Genomic DNA, 15,834 nt, shown 5'->3' on the forward strand with positions numbered 1-15,834 from the left:
ACACGCCCCTGTCGAAGCTGGGCGACACCGGCCTTTCGGGCACGAAGAAGGGTACGGTCGTGTTCGACCTCAGCCAGTTCGCGGGCCAGACCGTCGACCTGCGCTTCCAGTTCCAGGCCGACTACTTCGCCGACGGCCGGGGCGTGCTCATGGACAACGTCATCGTCAACGGCGAGCTGGCCCCCGGCGCCGCCGTGCCCGAGCCGGCCACTTGGGCGATGATGATCCTGGGCTTCGGCGCGGCGGGCTCCGTCCTGCGCCGGCGTCGGATGGCGCTGGCCTAGGTCCCCAGCCGGAACGGCACCGTGCGGCGCTCGTGCTTCGGCACGCTGAGCCGCCGGTCCACCGGCGGGAAGGCCCGTTGCGCGCAGTCGTCGCGCTCGCAGATCCGGCAGCTGACCCCGATCGGCGCCGCCGGCCCCTTCAGGTCCAGGCCCTCGGAATAGACCAGCTCGTGCGCGTGGGCGATCTCGCAGCCGAAGCCCAGCACATAGCGCCGGTCGGGCGCCAGGTAGCTCTCCGACCGCTTCACCACCGCCCGCGCCACGCAGAGGTAGCGGTCGCCGTCCGGCATGGACGCGACCTGCACCAGGAAGCGGTCGGGCGAGGCCACCGCGTCGTGCACGTTCCAGAGCGGACAGGCGCCGCCGAAGCGGGCGAACCGGAAACGCGTGGCGCTATGCCGCTTGGTGATGTTGCCCGCGTAGTCCAGCCGCACGAAGTAGAAGGGCACGCCCCGGTGCCCCGGCCGCTGCAGGGTCGAAAGCCGATGGCACACCTGCTCCAGGCTGGCGCCGAAGTGGCTCGCCAGCTGCTCCACGTCGTGCCGGTGCTCGCGCGCCGCGGCGGCGAAGCGGCGGTACGGCGTCAGCAGCGCGCCCGCCGCATAGTTGCCCAGGCCGATCCGGCACACATCGACCGCCTCGGTGCTCTTGAACCGCGCCTCCCCCAGCTCGGCTTCGATCACGTCCGACAGGTTGGCCACCGCCACGTGGAAGGCCATCTGGAACGCCCGCGTCGCCGCCGGCTGGGCGGTGTTCAGCCACAGTTCGTGCGCGATCGGATCATAGCGCCGCATCACGTCGCCCAGCGGGGCATAGCGCACCCGCACGCCCAGCCGCTCGCGCAGGTACATTTCCAGCAGCATGTCGGCCGACGCCGGGGCGTCCAGGCCGATCTCCTGCGCCAGGTCCTCGGCGGCCCGGTCGAGGGCGTCGATGTAGTTGTCCTTGAAGTGGAAGAAGTCGCGAACCTCTTCGTAGGGCAGCAGCGAACTCGCCGACATGGCCTCGTCCAGCGCCACCGCCTCTTCCGTCAGCTTCAACCGCTCGGCCAGGCGGTGGTTGGCGCGGTGCAGGTCGAGAAAGCGGCGGGCCAGGGCCGGCGACTGCTGGGCCACCTGCCGCAGCTCGCTCAGCGGGATCGGCGCCTCGGCCGCGCCGCTCTCGGCCACCGCTTCGCGCAGGTCGAACAGCAGACGCTGATCGTCGTCGGCCTCGAAGGTCTCCGCCGGCACTCCGAACGTCTCGATCAGGCCCATCAGCACCCGATCGGTCACCGGGCGCTGGTTCGCCTCGATCTGCGAAAGATAGCTGACCGAGATGCCCAGCTTTCGGGCGCAGGCCTCCAGCCGCCACCCGTTCCGAGCCCGCAAGCTGCGGACCTTTGGGCCTACGAAGAGCTTGTATCGCATTTTACAATTTCACAAATGCGGCGCCTGCGAAGGCCAACTCTTCGCACGATGTCGGTTGTCCTGCGAGGGAAAATAGCGCCAATTCGCGTCCGAGTGTTCCGGAGCGTCACCCCTCAAGCCCCGTGCAACTTCACTGGCTTGTGTGGTCCCCGGTCTCCAACGGGATGGAAGACATGACCAGCATTGGCGTCACCAGAGAGAATATCCACCACCTGCCGCGGCTCGGGATGTCGGGCGCCATGCGCCTGTTCGGCCTCACCGCCCGCGCTCTGCGCTTCTACGAGGAAAAGGGCCTGGTCGAGGCCCGCCGCGACCGTCTGAACGCCCGCTATTACGACCCCGTGGCCCGCGGCCGCCTGGAGTGGATCGCCCGCCTGCGCAAGGCCGGCGTCTCGCTGCCCGACATCGAGGACGTGCTCGGAGCCGAGGAGGACGGCAAGGGCCGTGATTGCGCGCTCCGCAAGCTGGAGCGCCGCCGCGAGGCCCTGCAGGCCGAACTGAACCAAGTCGACGAGGTCCTCGCCGAGATCCAGGCCCCCCGCAGCGACGGCGCCGCCCGCCGTCTGGGACGCTCGGTCTAAAGTCGCCCTTCTCCCCCCGCGGGAGAAGGTGGCCTGCGCAGCAGGTCGGATGAGGGGTCGCACCGGCCTCTGCCGAAATGAAGAAGGGGTCGCCGGCAAGCGCCGCGCGACCCCTCATCCGTCACCCTTCGGGCGACACCTTCTCCCTCAGGGGGAGAAGGCTGCGGTTCCTTAGTGCCGGAACACCCGCACGCCCGTGAACACCATCGCCAGGCCGCGCTCGTCCGCCGCCGCGATGACCTTGTCGTCGCCGATGGAGCCGCCCGGCTGGATCACCGCCGTGCAGCCGGCGTCCGCCGCCTGGATCAGGCCGTCCGGGAACGGGAAGAACGCCTCCGACGCGCAGGCCGAGCCCTTCAGGTCCAGCCCGAAGTCGGCCGCGCGCAAGGCCGCGATACGGGCCGAGTCCTTGCGGTTCATCTGCCCCGCGCCGACGCCCAGCGTCTGGCCGGCTCGGGCGTAGACGATGGCGTTCGACTTCACGTGCTTGGCGATGGTGAAGGCGAACAGCATGTCGGCGACCTCGGCGTCGGTCGGCGCGCGCTTCGTCACCACCTTCAGGTCGGCCGGGGTCAGGCGCGCCGTGTCGCGGCCCTGCACCAGGAAGCCGCCGCTCACCGACTTGAACGTCTCGCCCGCCGCGTGCGGGTCGGGCAGGCCGCCGGTGGTCAGCAGCCGCACGTTCTTCTTCTTGCGGAACAGCTCGACGGCGTCCTCGTCGGCCTCGGGGGCGATCACCACCTCGGTGAAGATCTCCAGCACCTTGGCCGCCGTCGCCGCGTCCAGCCGTCCGTTCAGCGCCACGATACCGCCGAACGCGCTGGTCGGGTCGCAGGCCAGGGCCCGCTCATAGGCCTCCAGCATCGAGCCGCCCGTCGCCACGCCGCACGGGTTAGCATGCTTGATGATCGCGCAGGCCGGGCCTTTGGCGGGGTCGAACTCGGCGATCAGTTCGAAGGCCGCGTCCGTGTCGTTGATGTTGTTGTAGCTGAGCTCCTTGCCCTGGAGCTGCCGCGCCGTCGCCACGCCGATGCGCGGGTTGGGAAAGCGATAGAAGGCCGCCGCCTGGTGCGGGTTCTCGCCATAGCGCATGGTCTGGACCAGCTCGCCGGCGATCGCCTTGCGGGCGGGAAAGCCCCCACCCAGCTGCTGCGCGAACCAGGCCGAGATCGCCGCGTCATAGGCCGCGGTCCGGGCATAGGCGCGGCCCGCCAGCGTCTTGCGCAGGCCGAGCGTCGTCGCCCCGCCGTCCGCCAGTTCCGCCAGCACCTCGTCCATGTCGGCCGGGCCCGTGCAGATGGCGACATAGCCGTGGTTCTTGGCCGCCGAGCGGATCATCGCCGGCCCGCCGATGTCGATGTTCTCGACACAGGTGTCGTAGTCGCCGCCGGCGGCCACCGTCTGCTCGAACGGGTAGAGGTTGACGTAGACCAGGTCGATCGCGCCGATCCCGTGCTCGTCCATCGCCGCCTTGTGGGCCGGCGCGTCGCGCACGCCCAGCAGGCCGCCATGCACCACCGGGTGCAGGGTCTTCACACGTCCATCCATCATTTCGGGGAAGCCGGTGAGGTCCGAGATGTCCTTCACGGGAAGGCCGGCGTCGGCGATCGCCTTGCGGGTGCCGCCGGTGGAGACCAGCTCCACGCCCAAGGCGGCCAGCTTCTGCGCGGCCTCGATCAGGCCGGTCTTGTCCGAGACCGAGATCAGCGCGCGGCGGACCACGACCTTGTCGGGAGCGGGGGGGAAGTCGGGGGCTGCGGGCACGGCATTCTCCTCAGGGTTCAAAGGAAGGAATGCCCAGGCGCGCGGCGATTTTGGTTCGCGCTCCCCGGTGGTCACCCACCATTAGCGCCAGTCACGCGAACGGCGCCGGACTACGCCTGCGCCCTTGGCCCGTCAATCGGCTGCCGCGCGGGCGCGAGCTTCCACCGCACTCGCGCGCCGGAGTCGGCCCGGCGCTGCCCGGTCAGGACGAGCTGCAGCCCCCGGCCGCCCAGCAGCGGCTGCAGCACGATGTCGAGCGCGTCGTTGCGCAGGATCCAACCCTCCTGCGCGCCCGGCGGCCGCAGCAGCACGCTGCGCCTGTCCTGCGCGACCAGCGCCTGGACCCCATGGTGCAGGGGAAACCTCAGCGCATAGGGCACGAAGTGGCGGCCATCCGGGCCTTGCGCGCGCGCGGTGGGCGTCAGCCGGTCCTCGCCGCGCAGTTCGCCCGCCGCCAGGTCGAGGTAGAGCCGGCGCTGGTGCATCAGGCCGTGGCCGCGCATCCATCCGTGGTGCGCCAGCTCGAGCCAGACCGCCCCCGGCGCCTCGTGTCGCTGGGCGTCGATCTGCAGCGGCGCGCGGGCCAGCCGGGCGCCCAGCACCGCCGCCGGGAAGCCGCTTAGCACCTTGGCGGGCGCCTCACCCATCTCGACCGTCGACGCCGTATCCATGCCGCGGCCCACGCCCGGATCGATCAGCCGGCGGCCATTCACCACCACCTGGATCGCGAGCGGCTGGTCGGCGGCCCGCTCGCTCCACGCGCCGGCGGCGGGCGGCGCCACGTCGGCGACCACCTGAAGCTTGCGCGCATCCATCCGCTGATAGCCGCCCAGGTCCACGGCGGGCGCGCGCCCGTCGGCCTCGTCCTGCGCGCGGGCCGCCGCCACGTACGACGGCGAGCTGGCGGCCCCGCCGTGGAACGTCGCCAGCGCGCCGTCGTCCAAGGTGAAGAAGCGGACGGTTTCGGCCAGCCGATCGATGGCGCGCTGCACGCCGTCGGGCGCCGCCAGCCCCCGCTGGACCATCGCCTCGTCCAGGGTCTGCAGGTCGAACAGCAGCTCCAGCGCCAGGTCGGCCCGGCGCGTGGCGTGGCCGCCGGCTTCGCCCACCGTGGCGTCCAGCGCCCGGACCAGACGGCCCAGCGCCCGGTCGAGCAGCTTGCGGCCCGGCGTTCCGCGCAGCGACGCGCCCGCCACCGCCGCGCAGACGGCCCGCTCGGCGGCCGTGGCGATGCTGCCCGGACCCAGCAGGTCGCGCGCCTGCCGCGCCAGGTCACCCGCGATCTTGGCCGTCTCGGCCTCAGACGCCCGCGCCGCGAGCAGCGGCCCGGCGCAGGCCAGGTTGAACACGCGCCGGGCCATGATCTCGGGCGCCCAGGAGAAGGCGTTCCACTTCCCGAACACGCGCCGCCACTCCAGGACAAGGCGCAGCGCCTCGGCGGCTCCATCCGGCCCGGCAGCGATCAGGGCGGGCAGCCACTCGAACCGGTGCAGCGCCTCGGCGAACGCCCGCATCGGGCTGGGCTGGTCCCACGGGTCGCCGCGCACGCCCGTCGCCAAGGTGGCGCCGCGCAGCACGAAGCCGCCGGCCAGGATCGCCCGGCCCAGCTCGGCGTCGGCGGGCCGGAAGTCCTTGGGTTGCCAGCCGAAGCCCGTCGGCCGCGGGTGGCTGGTCAGCCAGCGGTAGACCGGCGCGCTGCGCCACTCCTCGGCGACGATCCGCCCCCCGCCCACGACCAGGGCTCGCGCCAAATGGCGTCCGGGCAGAGGTGGAAGCCCCGCCACGGGCGGCTCAGCCCCTTAGGGCGGCGATGTTGGCGGCGTAACGCTCCGCCCCGCCGCGGAAGACGGCGGTTCCGGCCACGAGCGCGGTGGCGCCGGCGGCGATGCACAAGGGCGCGGTCTCGGGCGTGACCCCGCCGTCCACCTCGAGCGGGATGTCCCGGCCCTCGGCGTCGATCATCTTGCGCAGCGCCTCGATCTTGCGGAGCTGCGAATGCATGAAGGTCTGGCCGCCGAAGCCGGGGTTGATCGACATCACCAGGATCAGGTCGACCTCGTCCATCATCCACTGGATCACCGACGGGTCGGTGGACGGGTTGAACACCACCCCCGCCTTCGCCCCCAGCTTGCGGATGTGCTTCAGCGTGCGGTTCAGGTGCGGCCCCGCCTCGGGGTGCACGCTCACATAGTCCGCCCCGGCGTTGACGAACGCCTCGATGTACGGATCGGCCGGCGAGATCATGAGGTGGACGTCGAACGGGATCTTGGCGTGCGGCCGCAGCGCCTTCACCACGTCCGGCCCGATGGTGATGTTTGGCACGAAGTGGCCATCCATCACGTCCACATGCACCCAGTCGGCGCCGGCGGCCTCAATGGCGGCCACCTCCTCGCCCAGGCGCGCGAAGTCCGACGCGAGGATCGAGGGGGCGATGATAGTCCGTCCAGCCATGGCCTCGCTTAGCCTGATGCGGCCCCCACTGCCAATCGCGCGTCTGGGTCGGGAGCTGCAGGATACGGTCACCCCAATCCGTCATCCCGGGCGAAGCGCAGCGGAGACCCGGGGTCGTCCGGGATGACAGGGGGGTTATGAGTTGCGCTTCATCCGGGCCACATAGAACCCGTCCGTACCGCCCGGCAGGTGGTGCGGCAGGATCCGCAGGGTCCCGTCCTCGCGCAGGCTGGCCTCGGGCGCGCCGCCCTCCCCGACCGTCATCGGCTCCAGCGCGAAGGCCTTGTTGCGGCTGAGGAAGGCGGCGACCTGGTTCTCGCCCTCTTCCCATTCCAGCGAGCAGACGCAATAGACCAGCCGGCCGCCCGGCTTCACCCGGCCCGCGGCGGAATCCAGCAGCTTCGACTGCACCTGCGCCAGCTTCGGCACGTCGGCCGGACTCGCCACCCACAGAACGTCGGGGTGTCGGCGGAACGTGCCCGTCGCCGAGCAGGGTGCGTCCAGCAGCACGGCGTCGAAGGTGCGCGTGTCCTTCCACTCGCCGGCGTCGGCAACGACCGTCTCGGCGCCCAGGCCGGTGCGCTTCAGGTTCTCGGACACCCGCTTGATACGCCCGGCCGAACGGTCCACCGCCACGACCTTCGCGCCCGCCGCGGCGAGCTGCAGCGTCTTTCCGCCCGGCGCCGCGCACATGTCCAACGCGGTCTCGCCCGCCTTCACGTCCAGAAGCCGCGCGGGGATCGCCGCCGAGGCGTCCTGCACCCACCAGCGGCCATCTTCGAAACCGGGCCAGGCCGAGACCTCCCCCTTCAGCCCCACGCGCAACCCGCCGCCCGGCAGCGGCTGCGCGTCGAGCGGCCCCACCAGCTCGGCCGCGTCGGCCGGGTCCTGCGGGATCACGTCAGTGGAAGGCTCCTCGCCGATCATTGCCGCGATGGCCTGGGCGTTCTCGGCGCCATAGGCCGAACGCCAGCGGGCCGCGAGCCAGGTGGGCGCCATAAGGTCCGGATCGGCCAGTTCCGGCGGCTCGCGGGTGAGGCCGCGCAGCACCGCGTTGACCAGGCCCTTCAGCGGCTCGCCGCCCTTCTGGGCCGCCGCGAGGTCCACCGTCGCGCCAACGGCGGCGTGGGCCGGCGTCTTCAGCACCAGGAGCTGCGCCGCGCCCAGGCGCAGGACGTTGACGATCCGCTCGGGCGGCGGCTTCTTCAGCCGGGCTTGCAGGGCGGTGTCGATGGGGCCCAGCCAGCGCAGGGTCGCCATCACCAGGGCGCGGGCAAAGGCGCGGTCGCGGGGCTCCAGCGCCTGCATGGCCGGATGGTTCAGGCCCTCGTCCAGGCCCGCCCGGCGCGACAGCGCCGTGGTCAGGAGGTCGAGGGCGGCGGCGCGCGCCGGCAGGCCGCGGATATCTTCTGAGGCGTCGGTCGATGTCACGCCGCGCGGCGTGCCCTCTTGGGCGCGCGGGCGCAAGCGATTAGATCAGGGGCATGGCCGATCTCCCGCCCAACGCCGCTCCCGACAAGGAGCTCTCCCCCGCCGCCCGCCGGGCGCTGGAGGAGGCCGCCACCCGCCACGCCGCCGAGGCCGAGGCAACCGCCCGCGCCGAAGAACAGGGTGGCCCCAAGGGCCCCGAGCCCACCCGCTTCGGCGACTGGGAGCGCAAGGGCATCGCGGTCGATTTCTAGACCGCCGCCATCTCCGCCGCCACGCGCCGCGCGGCCGCCTGGGGATCGTTCGCCGCGGTGATGGGGCGGCCGCAGACGATGTGGCTGGCGCCTGAGCGCAACGCATCTGACGGCGTCGCCGCTCGGGCCTGGTCGTTCTTGGCCGACCAGTCGGGACGCACGCCGGGCGTCACCACCAGGAAGTCCTTGCCGCCCAGCTTCCGCGCCAGCTCAGCCTCGTGTGGGCTGGCGATCACGCCGTCGCAGCCCGCGGCGATGGCCTGGTGGATGCGCCGCTCCACCAGCGCCCGCGCCGTCTCGTGATAGCCGGTCTCGATCAGGTCCGCGTCGGTCAGGCTGGTCAGCACCGTCACCGCCAGGATCTTCAGGTTGGAGGCGCCTTTTCCGCGCACCGCCGCGGCCATCACCTGCGGCTCGCCGTGCACGGTGAGGAAGTCACAGCCCGAGCCGGCCAGCACCGCCGCGGCCCGCTGCACCGTGGTGCCAATATCGTGCAGCTTCCAGTCGATGAACACCTGCTTGCCGGCAGCCTTCAGCTCGCGCGCCAGCGTCATGCCTTCACCGCAGGCGAACAGTTCCAGCCCCACCTTGTAGAAATTGACCGCGTCGCCCAACGCCTCGACCATCTTCCGCGCCTCGTCCACGGAGGGCACGTCCAGGGGGATGATCAGCCGGGGATCGGCCTTGGTCACGGGTTGCGCGAGCACGGTTGCGGCGGCCATGGCGGGGCTCCGGTTCAGGCGGGGTGTGGTCCGCGAGGTTCGATTTGGGCTAAGACCCTGGAATGAGCCAGGCCGAGTTCGCGGTCAACTTCTTCGTGGCGCTGTTCGCGCTGATCGATCCGGTGGGCAACGTCCCGCTATTCGCGGCGGCGACGGCCGGCGCGAAGTCGCGCGACCGCGCCTGGATCGCCCTCTACATCTCGCTGTTCGTCCTGGGTTTCCTGACGTTCTTCTACTTCTCGGGCCTCAGCCTGCTGGAGTTCTTCGGCATCTCGCTCCCGGCGTTCCGGATCGCCGGCGGCGTCATCCTGTTCCTCCTCGGGCTCGAGATGGCCCGCGACGACTTCACCGCCACCTACGCCGAGGCCGCCGACGCGCCGGTCGGGGAGGGCCGCGCCTTCGCCCGCAAGCGGTTCGAGCGGATGATCGTGCCGTTCGCCATGCCGCTGCTGATCGGCCCCGGCGCGATCTCCACCGTGGTCATCTACGCCAGCCAGGCCCGCGCCTACGGGCTGCAGGGCGCCGCGGTGGGCGTGGGCGTGATCGGCGCCGTGGCCCTGGCCACCCTGCTCTCGTTCCTGGCCACCCCGATCCTCAGCCGCATCCTGGGCCGCATCGGCCTGACCATCGTCGTCCGCGTCCTGGGCCTGATCCTCTGCGCCCTGGCCGTCCAGTTCATCCTGGCCGGTTTCGCCGAGAGCACCACGGGCGTCATCCTGCCCGGGGTCGCCAAGCCCTACGGACACTAGAGCTTCCGGAACCTCGCCCCCTGGCTCGCCATCAGCGCCAGGGCCCAATCGTCCGGGATCGCCTTCGCCAGGGCCGAGATCGCCTTGTTGGGCGCGCCGGGTATGCAGATCGCCCGGTTGGCCTCCATCGCCTCGTAGCCCGCGGCCGCCACCTCGTCGGCGCCCATCCAAAGCCACGGCGGCGTCGAGGAACTGGCCAGCTCGCGCGTCCCGTTCACATCGTGGAATTCGGAATAGGTCAGACCCGGGCAGAGCGCCGAGACGTGAACCCCCTCCCCGGCGACTTCGAGATGCAGGCTCTGGGAGAACTTCACCAGGAAGGCCTTGGAGGCCGCGTAGAGCGTGTGCCCCGCCGAGCCGGGGATCAATCCCGCCAGCGACGCCACGTTCACGATCCGCCCGAACCGCCGCTGCCGCATCCCGCCCAGCACGCGGTGGACCAGTTCGCAGGGGGCGGTGGTCATGACCTGGATGAAGGCCGCCTGCTCGGTCCACAGCGTGTCGGCGTAGGTCCCGGGCAGGCCATAGCCGGCGTTGTTGATCAGGCAATCCACCGTGCGGCCGTGGGCGGTCAGGTGGTCGAGGATCGCGCCCGGCGCCTCGGGCTCGGAGAGGTCCGCGGCCACGGTCAGGGTCTCGACGCCGTAGCGGAGGCGTATCTCCTCGGCCAGCGTGTCCAGCCGCTCGATGCGGCGCGCGGTGAGGGCCAGGTCATAGCCGTGACTGGCCAGGATGCGGGCGAACGCCGCCCCGATCCCTGCCGAAGCGCCGGTCACCAGCGCCAGTTTCCGATCCATCGCGCGTCCCCGACTCGACAACGTCGAAACTAGGGCGGCAGGTGAACCGTTCAAGGCGCAAGCTGGGCTGCGACATCCCTCACCGGGGGCGCGCGATTGTACGACATTCAGATTGGGTGTATTCGCGCCCGCCGCGACGGCATCGGGCCGCCATGGGGACCTTTCGGGGCTTCCCCGGAGATATTGGATGGCTGATCAAGCCGTCGACGCTCAAAAGGCGTCCGAAGACGCGTCGCACTCCCAGAACGGTCACGTTCGCAAGGAAGGATTCTGGGCGCTCGCCCTCGGATCCATCGGCGTGGTGTTCGGCGACATCGGGACCAGCCCGCTCTACGCCATGCGCGAGGCCTTGGGCCATTCGCGTGGCGGTGGCGGCGGCGAGATGGCCGTGCTCGGGGTAGTCTCGCTCATCACCTGGGCGCTGATCCTGATCGTCACGATCAAGTACGTCGTCTTCCTGATGCGCGCCGACAACAAGGGCGAGGGCGGCACGCTCGCGCTCATGGCCCTGGCTCAGCGGGTCATGCCCCGGCGCTCAACGGCGGTCTTCTTCATGGCCGTGTTCGGCGCCGCCCTGTTCTACGGCGACGGGATCATCACGCCCGCCGTCTCGGTGCTCTCCGCGGTCGAGGGCCTGAAGGACGCGCCCGGCATCGGGCATCGGATGGACGACGTGGTCCTGCCCATCTCAGCGGGCATCCTCATCGCCCTGTTTCTCGTGCAATCCCGGGGCACGGCCCAGGTAGCCAAGTTCTTCGGGCCAATCACCGCGGTCTGGTTCCTGACTCTGGCGGGCCTCGGCCTCTACCACATCGCCGACGACCTCTCGGTATTCCGGGCGCTGTCGCCGCACTACGGCGTGGCCTTCCTGATCGACAACGGCTTCCTGGGCTTCGTGATCCTGGGCAGCGTGTTCCTGGCGGTCACCGGGGCCGAGGCGCTCTACGCCGACATGGGCCACTTCGGGAAGAAGCCGATCCAGACCGCCTGGCTGGCCCTGGTGCTACCGTCGCTGCTGCTGAACTATCTCGGGCAGGGCGCGCTGGTCCTCTCCGAGCCGAGCGCGCGGGCCAATCCGTTCTTCCAGATGATTCCCGAGGTGATCTACTGGCCGGTGCTGGTGCTGGCGACCATCGCCACGGTCATCGCCAGCCAGGCCGTGATCACCGGCGCCTTCTCCATGACCCAGCAGGCCGTGTCGCTGGGCCTGTTCCCGCGCATCGACATCCGCCGCACATCCGAGACCCAGGCCGGCCAGATCTTCGTGCCGTCGGTCAACAACATGCTGATGGTCGGCGTCCTGATCCTGCTCTTCGTCTTCCGCTCGTCGTCGAACCTGGCCTCGGCCTACGGCATCGCGGTGACCGGCGCGATGTTCGTCGACACGCTGCTGTTCTTCTTCATCGTCCGCCACCTGTGGAAGCGGCCGATCTGGCAGGCGCTGGCGGCGTCCAGCGCGTTCGGCGCCCTGGACCTGGTGTTCATCACCTCCAACCTGCTGAAGTTCTTCCACGGCGCCTGGCTGCCGCTGGTGCTGGGCGGATGCCTGGTGGTGGTCATGTGGACCTGGACCCGCGGAGCCCAGATCCTCACCGACAAGACGCGGCGCGACAGCGTCTCGCTCGCCGAGCTGGCCGACATCCTGAAGGCCCGCGCGCCCTATCGCGCGCCCGGCGCGGCCATCTTCCTGACCAGCGACCCGGACACCGCCCCCGTCGCCCTGATGCACAACCTCAAGCACAACAAGGTGCTGCACGAGAAGAACATCATCCTGTCGGTCCACACCGCCGAGACCCCGCGCGTCAGCGACGAGAACCGCGTGCGCATCGAGCCGGTGAACGACGACTTCAAGAAGGTGATCATCGACTACGGCTTCATGGAGACGCCCAACGTGCCGAAGGCGCTGGGTCTCTGCCGCAAGCAGGGCCTGAAGTTCGACATCATGGCGACCAGCTTCTTCCTGGGTCGCCGCAGCGTGGTCCCCTCGGCCCAGTCCGGCATGCCGCTCTGGCAGGACAAGCTGTTCATCTTCCTCATGAAGAACGCCGCCAATCCCACCGACTTCTACAAGATCCCGCCGGGCCGCGTGGTCGAGATGGGGACCCAGGTCACCGTCTAGATGCTCGCAGTCCTGCACTACCTCGGCGACGGGCTTTGGATCCTCGCCATGGCCCTGATCGCCTCCACCAGCCGGGGCGCGCTGAAGCGCGTGCCCGCCACCGTGAAAATGCCGATGTGGGCCGGCGTCCGCCTGCCCCGCAACCTGGCGCTGGGGACCATGTTCGGAGTTCCCCTAGTGCTGGGCCTGGCGCTCTCGTTCGCGTCGGCCACGGCCGTCCGCGATCCGCAGGGGGCCGTCATCCTGTTCCTCGCGCGCGCCACGCTTGCCGGCCTCTTCGCCGTCGTCGGACTGACATGGCTTCGCGGCAGTCTGCGCAAGCTCGAGGACGAGGGCGCCGTTAAGGCTTGAACCCTCGCCCGCCGTGCCCTTTAAGGCGCGCGACTTCTCTCACTCCTACCCGAAGGCTCTCCCCGTCATGGCCGACAAGCCCAAGAAGGTCGTCCTCGCCTATTCCGGCGGCCTGGACTCCTCCACCATCGTCAAGTGGCTGCAGACCGAGCTGGGCGCCGAGGTGGCGACGTTCACGGCCGACTTGGGCCAGGGCGAGGAGATCGAGCCGGCCCGCGCCAAGGCCATCACCCTGGGCGTTAAGCCCGAGTACGCCTTCGTCGAGGACGTGCGCGAGGAGTTCGTGCGCGACTACGTCTTCCCGATGTTCCGCGCCAACACGGTCTACGAGGGCCAATACCTGCTGGGCACCTCGATCGCGCGCCCGCTGATCGCCAAGAAGCAGATCGAGATTGCCCGGAAGATCGGCGCCGACGCGGTCGCCCACGGCGCGACCGGCAAGGGCAACGACCAGGTCCGCTTCGAGATCGCCTACTACGCGCTCGAACCCGACATCCGCGTGGTGGCCCCCTGGCGCGAGTGGGACTTCAAGAGCCGCGAGGCCCTGCTGGATTTCGCCGAGAAGCACCAGATCCCGATCACCAAGGACAAGCGCGGCGAGGCGCCGTTCAGCGTCGACGCCAACCTCCTGCACTCCTCGTCCGAGGGTAAGGTGCTGGAGGACCCGGCGGTCGAGGCCCCCGAGTTCGTGCACATGCGCACGATCGCCCCTGAGGACGCCCCGGACAAGCCGACGGTCATCACCATCGACTTCGAGAAAGGCGACCCGGTCGCCATCGACGGCCAGAAGCTGTCGCCCGCCGCCCTGCTGACCAAGCTGAACGAGCTGGGCCGCGACAACGGCGTCGGCCGCCTCGACCTGGTCGAGAACCGCTACGTTGGCATGAAGTCGCGCGGCGTCTACGAGACCCCCGGCGGCACGATCCTGCTGCACGCCCACCGCGGCATCGAGAGCATCACGCTGGACCGCGGCGCCATGCACCTGAAGGACGAGCTGATGCCGAAGTACGCATCGCTCATCTACAACGGCTTCTGGTTCGCTCCCGAACGCGAGATGCTGCAGGCGGCGATCGACTACAGCCAGCAGAAGGTCTCGGGCCAGGTGCGGGTGAAGCTCTACAAGGGCAACGTCACCGTCATCGGCCGCACCTCGCCCTACTCGCTGTACGACCAGGAGCTGGTCACCTTCGAGGAGGGCAAGGTCGCCTACGACCATCGCGACGCGGCGGGCTTCATCAAGCTCAACGCCCTGCGCCTCCGCGTCGCCGCCAAGCGGGACAAGCGCTGACGCTCAGCCTTCCAGGCGGTTGTACGGGTACTGGTCCCGGATCTCGGCCTGGAAGAAGCGGCCCTTGGAGTCCGCGTCGAGGAATGATCGGCACACTTCGCCGGGCACGCCGACGTAGATGTAGCGCTCGCCGCTGACGAAGCGGACGAGCAGCTTCTCGTGGTCTGCGTCGTAGTCGATGGCCTGGATGGCCGCGGAGTCGACTTCCATCGGCGTTCTCCCAACGGGTCTGCCGCCGCTTAGAACGCGCGGGCGGATCGTATCGGTTCCCCCAAACCTCGGAAGGCGCCACTGTCCGGCGCAACGGCGGCGCTTGTTCGCCGGTCGGGAGGACTTAACGCATGCAGTCTCACGCCTACGTCGCCATCGTCACGCTTCTGGCCCTGCTCGTCTACTTCTGGATGGGCCTGCAGGTGGGCCGAGCCCGCACCAAGTGCGGCATCGCCGCCCCGGCGATGACCGGCGACCCGGTCCTCGAGCGCACGATCCGCGCCCACTACAACACCCTGGAGTGGCTGCCCCTCTTCCTCGCGCCCCTGTGGCTGTTCGCGATCTACTGGAGCGACCTGTGGGCGGCGATCATCGGCCTCGTCTGGATCGTGGGCCGGATCGTCTATCAGCTCGGCTATGTCGCCGATCCCAAGAAGCGCGAGGCGGGCTTCCTCATCCAGGCTCTGGCGGTGGCTGTGCTGCTGTTCGGATCGCTGGGCCGTCTGGTGTACGTGCTGTACGTCACCGGGGCCTAGCCGAATGCTTAGGCGAAACACCGCAACCACAATTGCGGCGAAGTGTTGTGGAACATACATCTCCCCGATGGGGGACGTCCGAGTTCGAGATCCGACAATGTCAAGGAAATCAGTCGCCTTCGCAGTCTCCCTGGCCCTCGCGGCCGGGCTCGCGGCCTGCGCGACACCCACGCCCTACCAACCGAACGTCAAAGGCCAGTCCACGGCCGGCGGATATTCCGAGATCCGGCTCGAGCCGAACCGGTATCGCGTCAACTTCATGGGCAACTCCCTCACCGGCCGCGAGACGGTAGAAGGATACCTGCTGTTCCGCGCCGCCGAGCTGACGGTCGAGAGCGGCTACGACTGGTTCGCCATCGTCGACCGCGACACCGACAAGAAGACCCAGACCTACGTCGAGCCCGACCCGTTCTATCGTCCGTGGTACGGGACCTACGGCTTCTGGCGCCCGTCCTGGCGCTATTACGGCCGCGGCTTCGGCTGGCGCGGCTGGGACCCCTTCTGGGGCGACCCCTTCTGGGCCGACCGCGTCGACGTGCGCACCGTCGAACGCTTCGAGGCCTCGGCCGAGATCCTGATGCAGAAGGGCGCCAAGCCCCAGGACGATCCCAAGGCCTTCGACGCCCGCGCGGTGATCGAGAACCTGAAGCCGCGCGTCCAATACCCCGAACCGCGGAAGTGACCTGATCCCGGCCGCGGGTGTCCTCGCGACAGCCGCGGCCGCACCCCCAATCGGGGGGTCAATCCGATATCCGAACGCGCAAAACACGCTCGATGCCGTCGGCCAGCCGACGTATCGGGCGCCTGTTCGCGCGCGTCCAACCGGTCTCGCCAAACGAATAGAAGGTAAACGCTGCGAATCCGGCTGGTTGCGCGTCGCAAAGCGCTGCC

16 protein-coding genes, 1 pseudogene and 1 riboswitch are annotated in these 15,834 nt (G+C 69.8%); of the genes and pseudogenes, 9 read left to right on the forward strand and 8 right to left on the reverse strand.

The window, feature by feature from the left end:
• Positions 1–140 precede the first annotated feature (140 nt).
• Positions 141–284 (forward strand): annotated as a pseudogene (locus ACODSY_RS00365) (PEPxxWA-CTERM sorting domain-containing protein); the annotation flags it as partial.
• Here the strand turns inward: ACODSY_RS00365 and ACODSY_RS00370 are convergent.
• Positions 281–1,693, reverse strand: a complete 1,413-nt coding sequence (locus ACODSY_RS00370) for a helix-turn-helix domain-containing protein (protein ID WP_488949635.1) — start codon at positions 1,691–1,693, stop codon at positions 281–283. The pseudogene ACODSY_RS00365 and the gene ACODSY_RS00370 overlap by 4 nt on opposite strands.
• 173 nt (positions 1,694–1,866) lie before the next feature.
• Here ACODSY_RS00370 and ACODSY_RS00375 point away from each other — a divergent pair, with 173 nt between their 5' ends.
• Positions 1,867–2,274, forward strand: coding sequence for a MerR family transcriptional regulator (locus ACODSY_RS00375; protein ID WP_488949636.1), 408 nt, complete (start codon positions 1,867–1,869; stop codon positions 2,272–2,274).
• A gap of 171 nt (positions 2,275–2,445) precedes the next feature.
• Here the strand turns inward: ACODSY_RS00375 and purH are convergent, their stop codons facing one another.
• From purH to ACODSY_RS00395, 4 genes are all read right to left on the reverse strand, one after another.
• Positions 2,446–4,038, reverse strand: coding sequence for a bifunctional phosphoribosylaminoimidazolecarboxamide formyltransferase/IMP cyclohydrolase (gene purH / locus ACODSY_RS00380; protein ID WP_488949637.1), 1,593 nt, complete (start codon positions 4,036–4,038; stop codon positions 2,446–2,448).
• Between the two features lie 24 nt (positions 4,039–4,062).
• Positions 4,063–4,143, reverse strand: a riboswitch (ZMP/ZTP riboswitch).
• A gap of 5 nt (positions 4,144–4,148) precedes the next feature.
• Positions 4,149–5,789, reverse strand: a complete 1,641-nt coding sequence (locus ACODSY_RS00385) for a heparinase II/III family protein (RefSeq protein WP_488949638.1) — start codon at positions 5,787–5,789, stop codon at positions 4,149–4,151.
• Between the two features lie 40 nt (positions 5,790–5,829).
• Positions 5,830–6,489, reverse strand: a complete 660-nt coding sequence (gene rpe, locus ACODSY_RS00390) for a ribulose-phosphate 3-epimerase (RefSeq protein WP_488949639.1) — start codon at positions 6,487–6,489, stop codon at positions 5,830–5,832.
• A 135-nt stretch (positions 6,490–6,624) separates the two neighbouring features.
• Positions 6,625–7,920, reverse strand: coding sequence for an RsmB/NOP family class I SAM-dependent RNA methyltransferase (locus ACODSY_RS00395; RefSeq protein WP_488949640.1), 1,296 nt, complete (start codon positions 7,918–7,920; stop codon positions 6,625–6,627).
• A gap of 53 nt (positions 7,921–7,973) precedes the next feature.
• Here ACODSY_RS00395 and ACODSY_RS00400 point away from each other — a divergent pair, with 53 nt between their 5' ends.
• Complete coding sequence (locus ACODSY_RS00400) at positions 7,974–8,171, forward strand: DUF1674 domain-containing protein (RefSeq protein ID WP_488949641.1); 198 nt, start codon at positions 7,974–7,976, stop codon at positions 8,169–8,171.
• Here ACODSY_RS00400 and pyrF read toward each other — a convergent pair.
• Complete coding sequence (gene pyrF, locus ACODSY_RS00405; RefSeq protein ID WP_488949642.1) at positions 8,168–8,893, reverse strand: orotidine-5'-phosphate decarboxylase; 726 nt, start codon at positions 8,891–8,893, stop codon at positions 8,168–8,170. The two genes, ACODSY_RS00400 and pyrF, sit on opposite strands and share 4 nt — an antisense overlap.
• A 62-nt stretch (positions 8,894–8,955) precedes the next feature.
• Between pyrF and ACODSY_RS00410 the strand changes: the two genes are divergently transcribed.
• Positions 8,956–9,642, forward strand: a complete 687-nt coding sequence (locus tag ACODSY_RS00410; RefSeq protein WP_488949643.1) for a MarC family protein — start codon at positions 8,956–8,958, stop codon at positions 9,640–9,642.
• On the opposite strand, the gene ACODSY_RS00415 is transcribed toward ACODSY_RS00410, so the two are convergent.
• On the reverse strand, positions 9,639–10,439 hold the full coding sequence (locus ACODSY_RS00415) for an SDR family NAD(P)-dependent oxidoreductase (RefSeq protein ID WP_488949644.1): 801 nt from the start codon (positions 10,437–10,439) through the stop codon (positions 9,639–9,641). The genes ACODSY_RS00410 and ACODSY_RS00415 overlap by 4 nt on opposite strands.
• Before the next feature lie 187 nt (positions 10,440–10,626).
• On the opposite strand from ACODSY_RS00415, the gene ACODSY_RS00420 reads away from it, so the two are divergent.
• The 3 genes from ACODSY_RS00420 (at position 10,627) to ACODSY_RS00430 (ending at position 14,197) form a co-directional block, all read left to right on the forward strand.
• The gene (locus tag ACODSY_RS00420; RefSeq protein ID WP_488949645.1) at positions 10,627–12,558 is read left to right on the forward strand and encodes a potassium transporter Kup; all 1,932 of its coding nucleotides are present in this window, start codon (positions 10,627–10,629) and stop codon (positions 12,556–12,558) included.
• Complete coding sequence (locus ACODSY_RS00425; RefSeq protein ID WP_488949646.1) at positions 12,559–12,909, forward strand: hypothetical protein; 351 nt, start codon at positions 12,559–12,561, stop codon at positions 12,907–12,909.
• A 67-nt stretch (positions 12,910–12,976) separates the two neighbouring features.
• A complete protein-coding gene (locus tag ACODSY_RS00430) occupies positions 12,977–14,197 on the forward strand; it encodes an argininosuccinate synthase (protein WP_488949647.1) in 1,221 nt (406 codons plus the stop codon).
• A gap of 3 nt (positions 14,198–14,200) precedes the next feature.
• Here ACODSY_RS00430 and ACODSY_RS00435 read toward each other — a convergent pair whose 3' ends face one another.
• Positions 14,201–14,407, reverse strand: coding sequence for a KTSC domain-containing protein (locus ACODSY_RS00435; RefSeq protein ID WP_488949648.1), 207 nt, complete (start codon positions 14,405–14,407; stop codon positions 14,201–14,203).
• 131 nt (positions 14,408–14,538) lie between these two features.
• On the opposite strand from ACODSY_RS00435, the gene ACODSY_RS00440 reads away from it, so the two are divergent.
• Together ACODSY_RS00440 and ACODSY_RS00445 are read left to right on the forward strand one after the other, a co-directional pair.
• Entirely contained in the window at positions 14,539–14,943 is a 405-nt protein-coding gene (locus ACODSY_RS00440) for an MAPEG family protein (RefSeq protein ID WP_488949649.1), read from the forward strand.
• Between the two features lie 97 nt (positions 14,944–15,040).
• Complete coding sequence (locus ACODSY_RS00445; RefSeq protein ID WP_488949650.1) at positions 15,041–15,625, forward strand: CC0125/CC1285 family lipoprotein; 585 nt, start codon at positions 15,041–15,043, stop codon at positions 15,623–15,625.
• The last annotated feature ends 209 nt before the right edge of the window (positions 15,626–15,834 follow it).

This window comes from Phenylobacterium sp. FG114, from assembly GCF_057809855.1.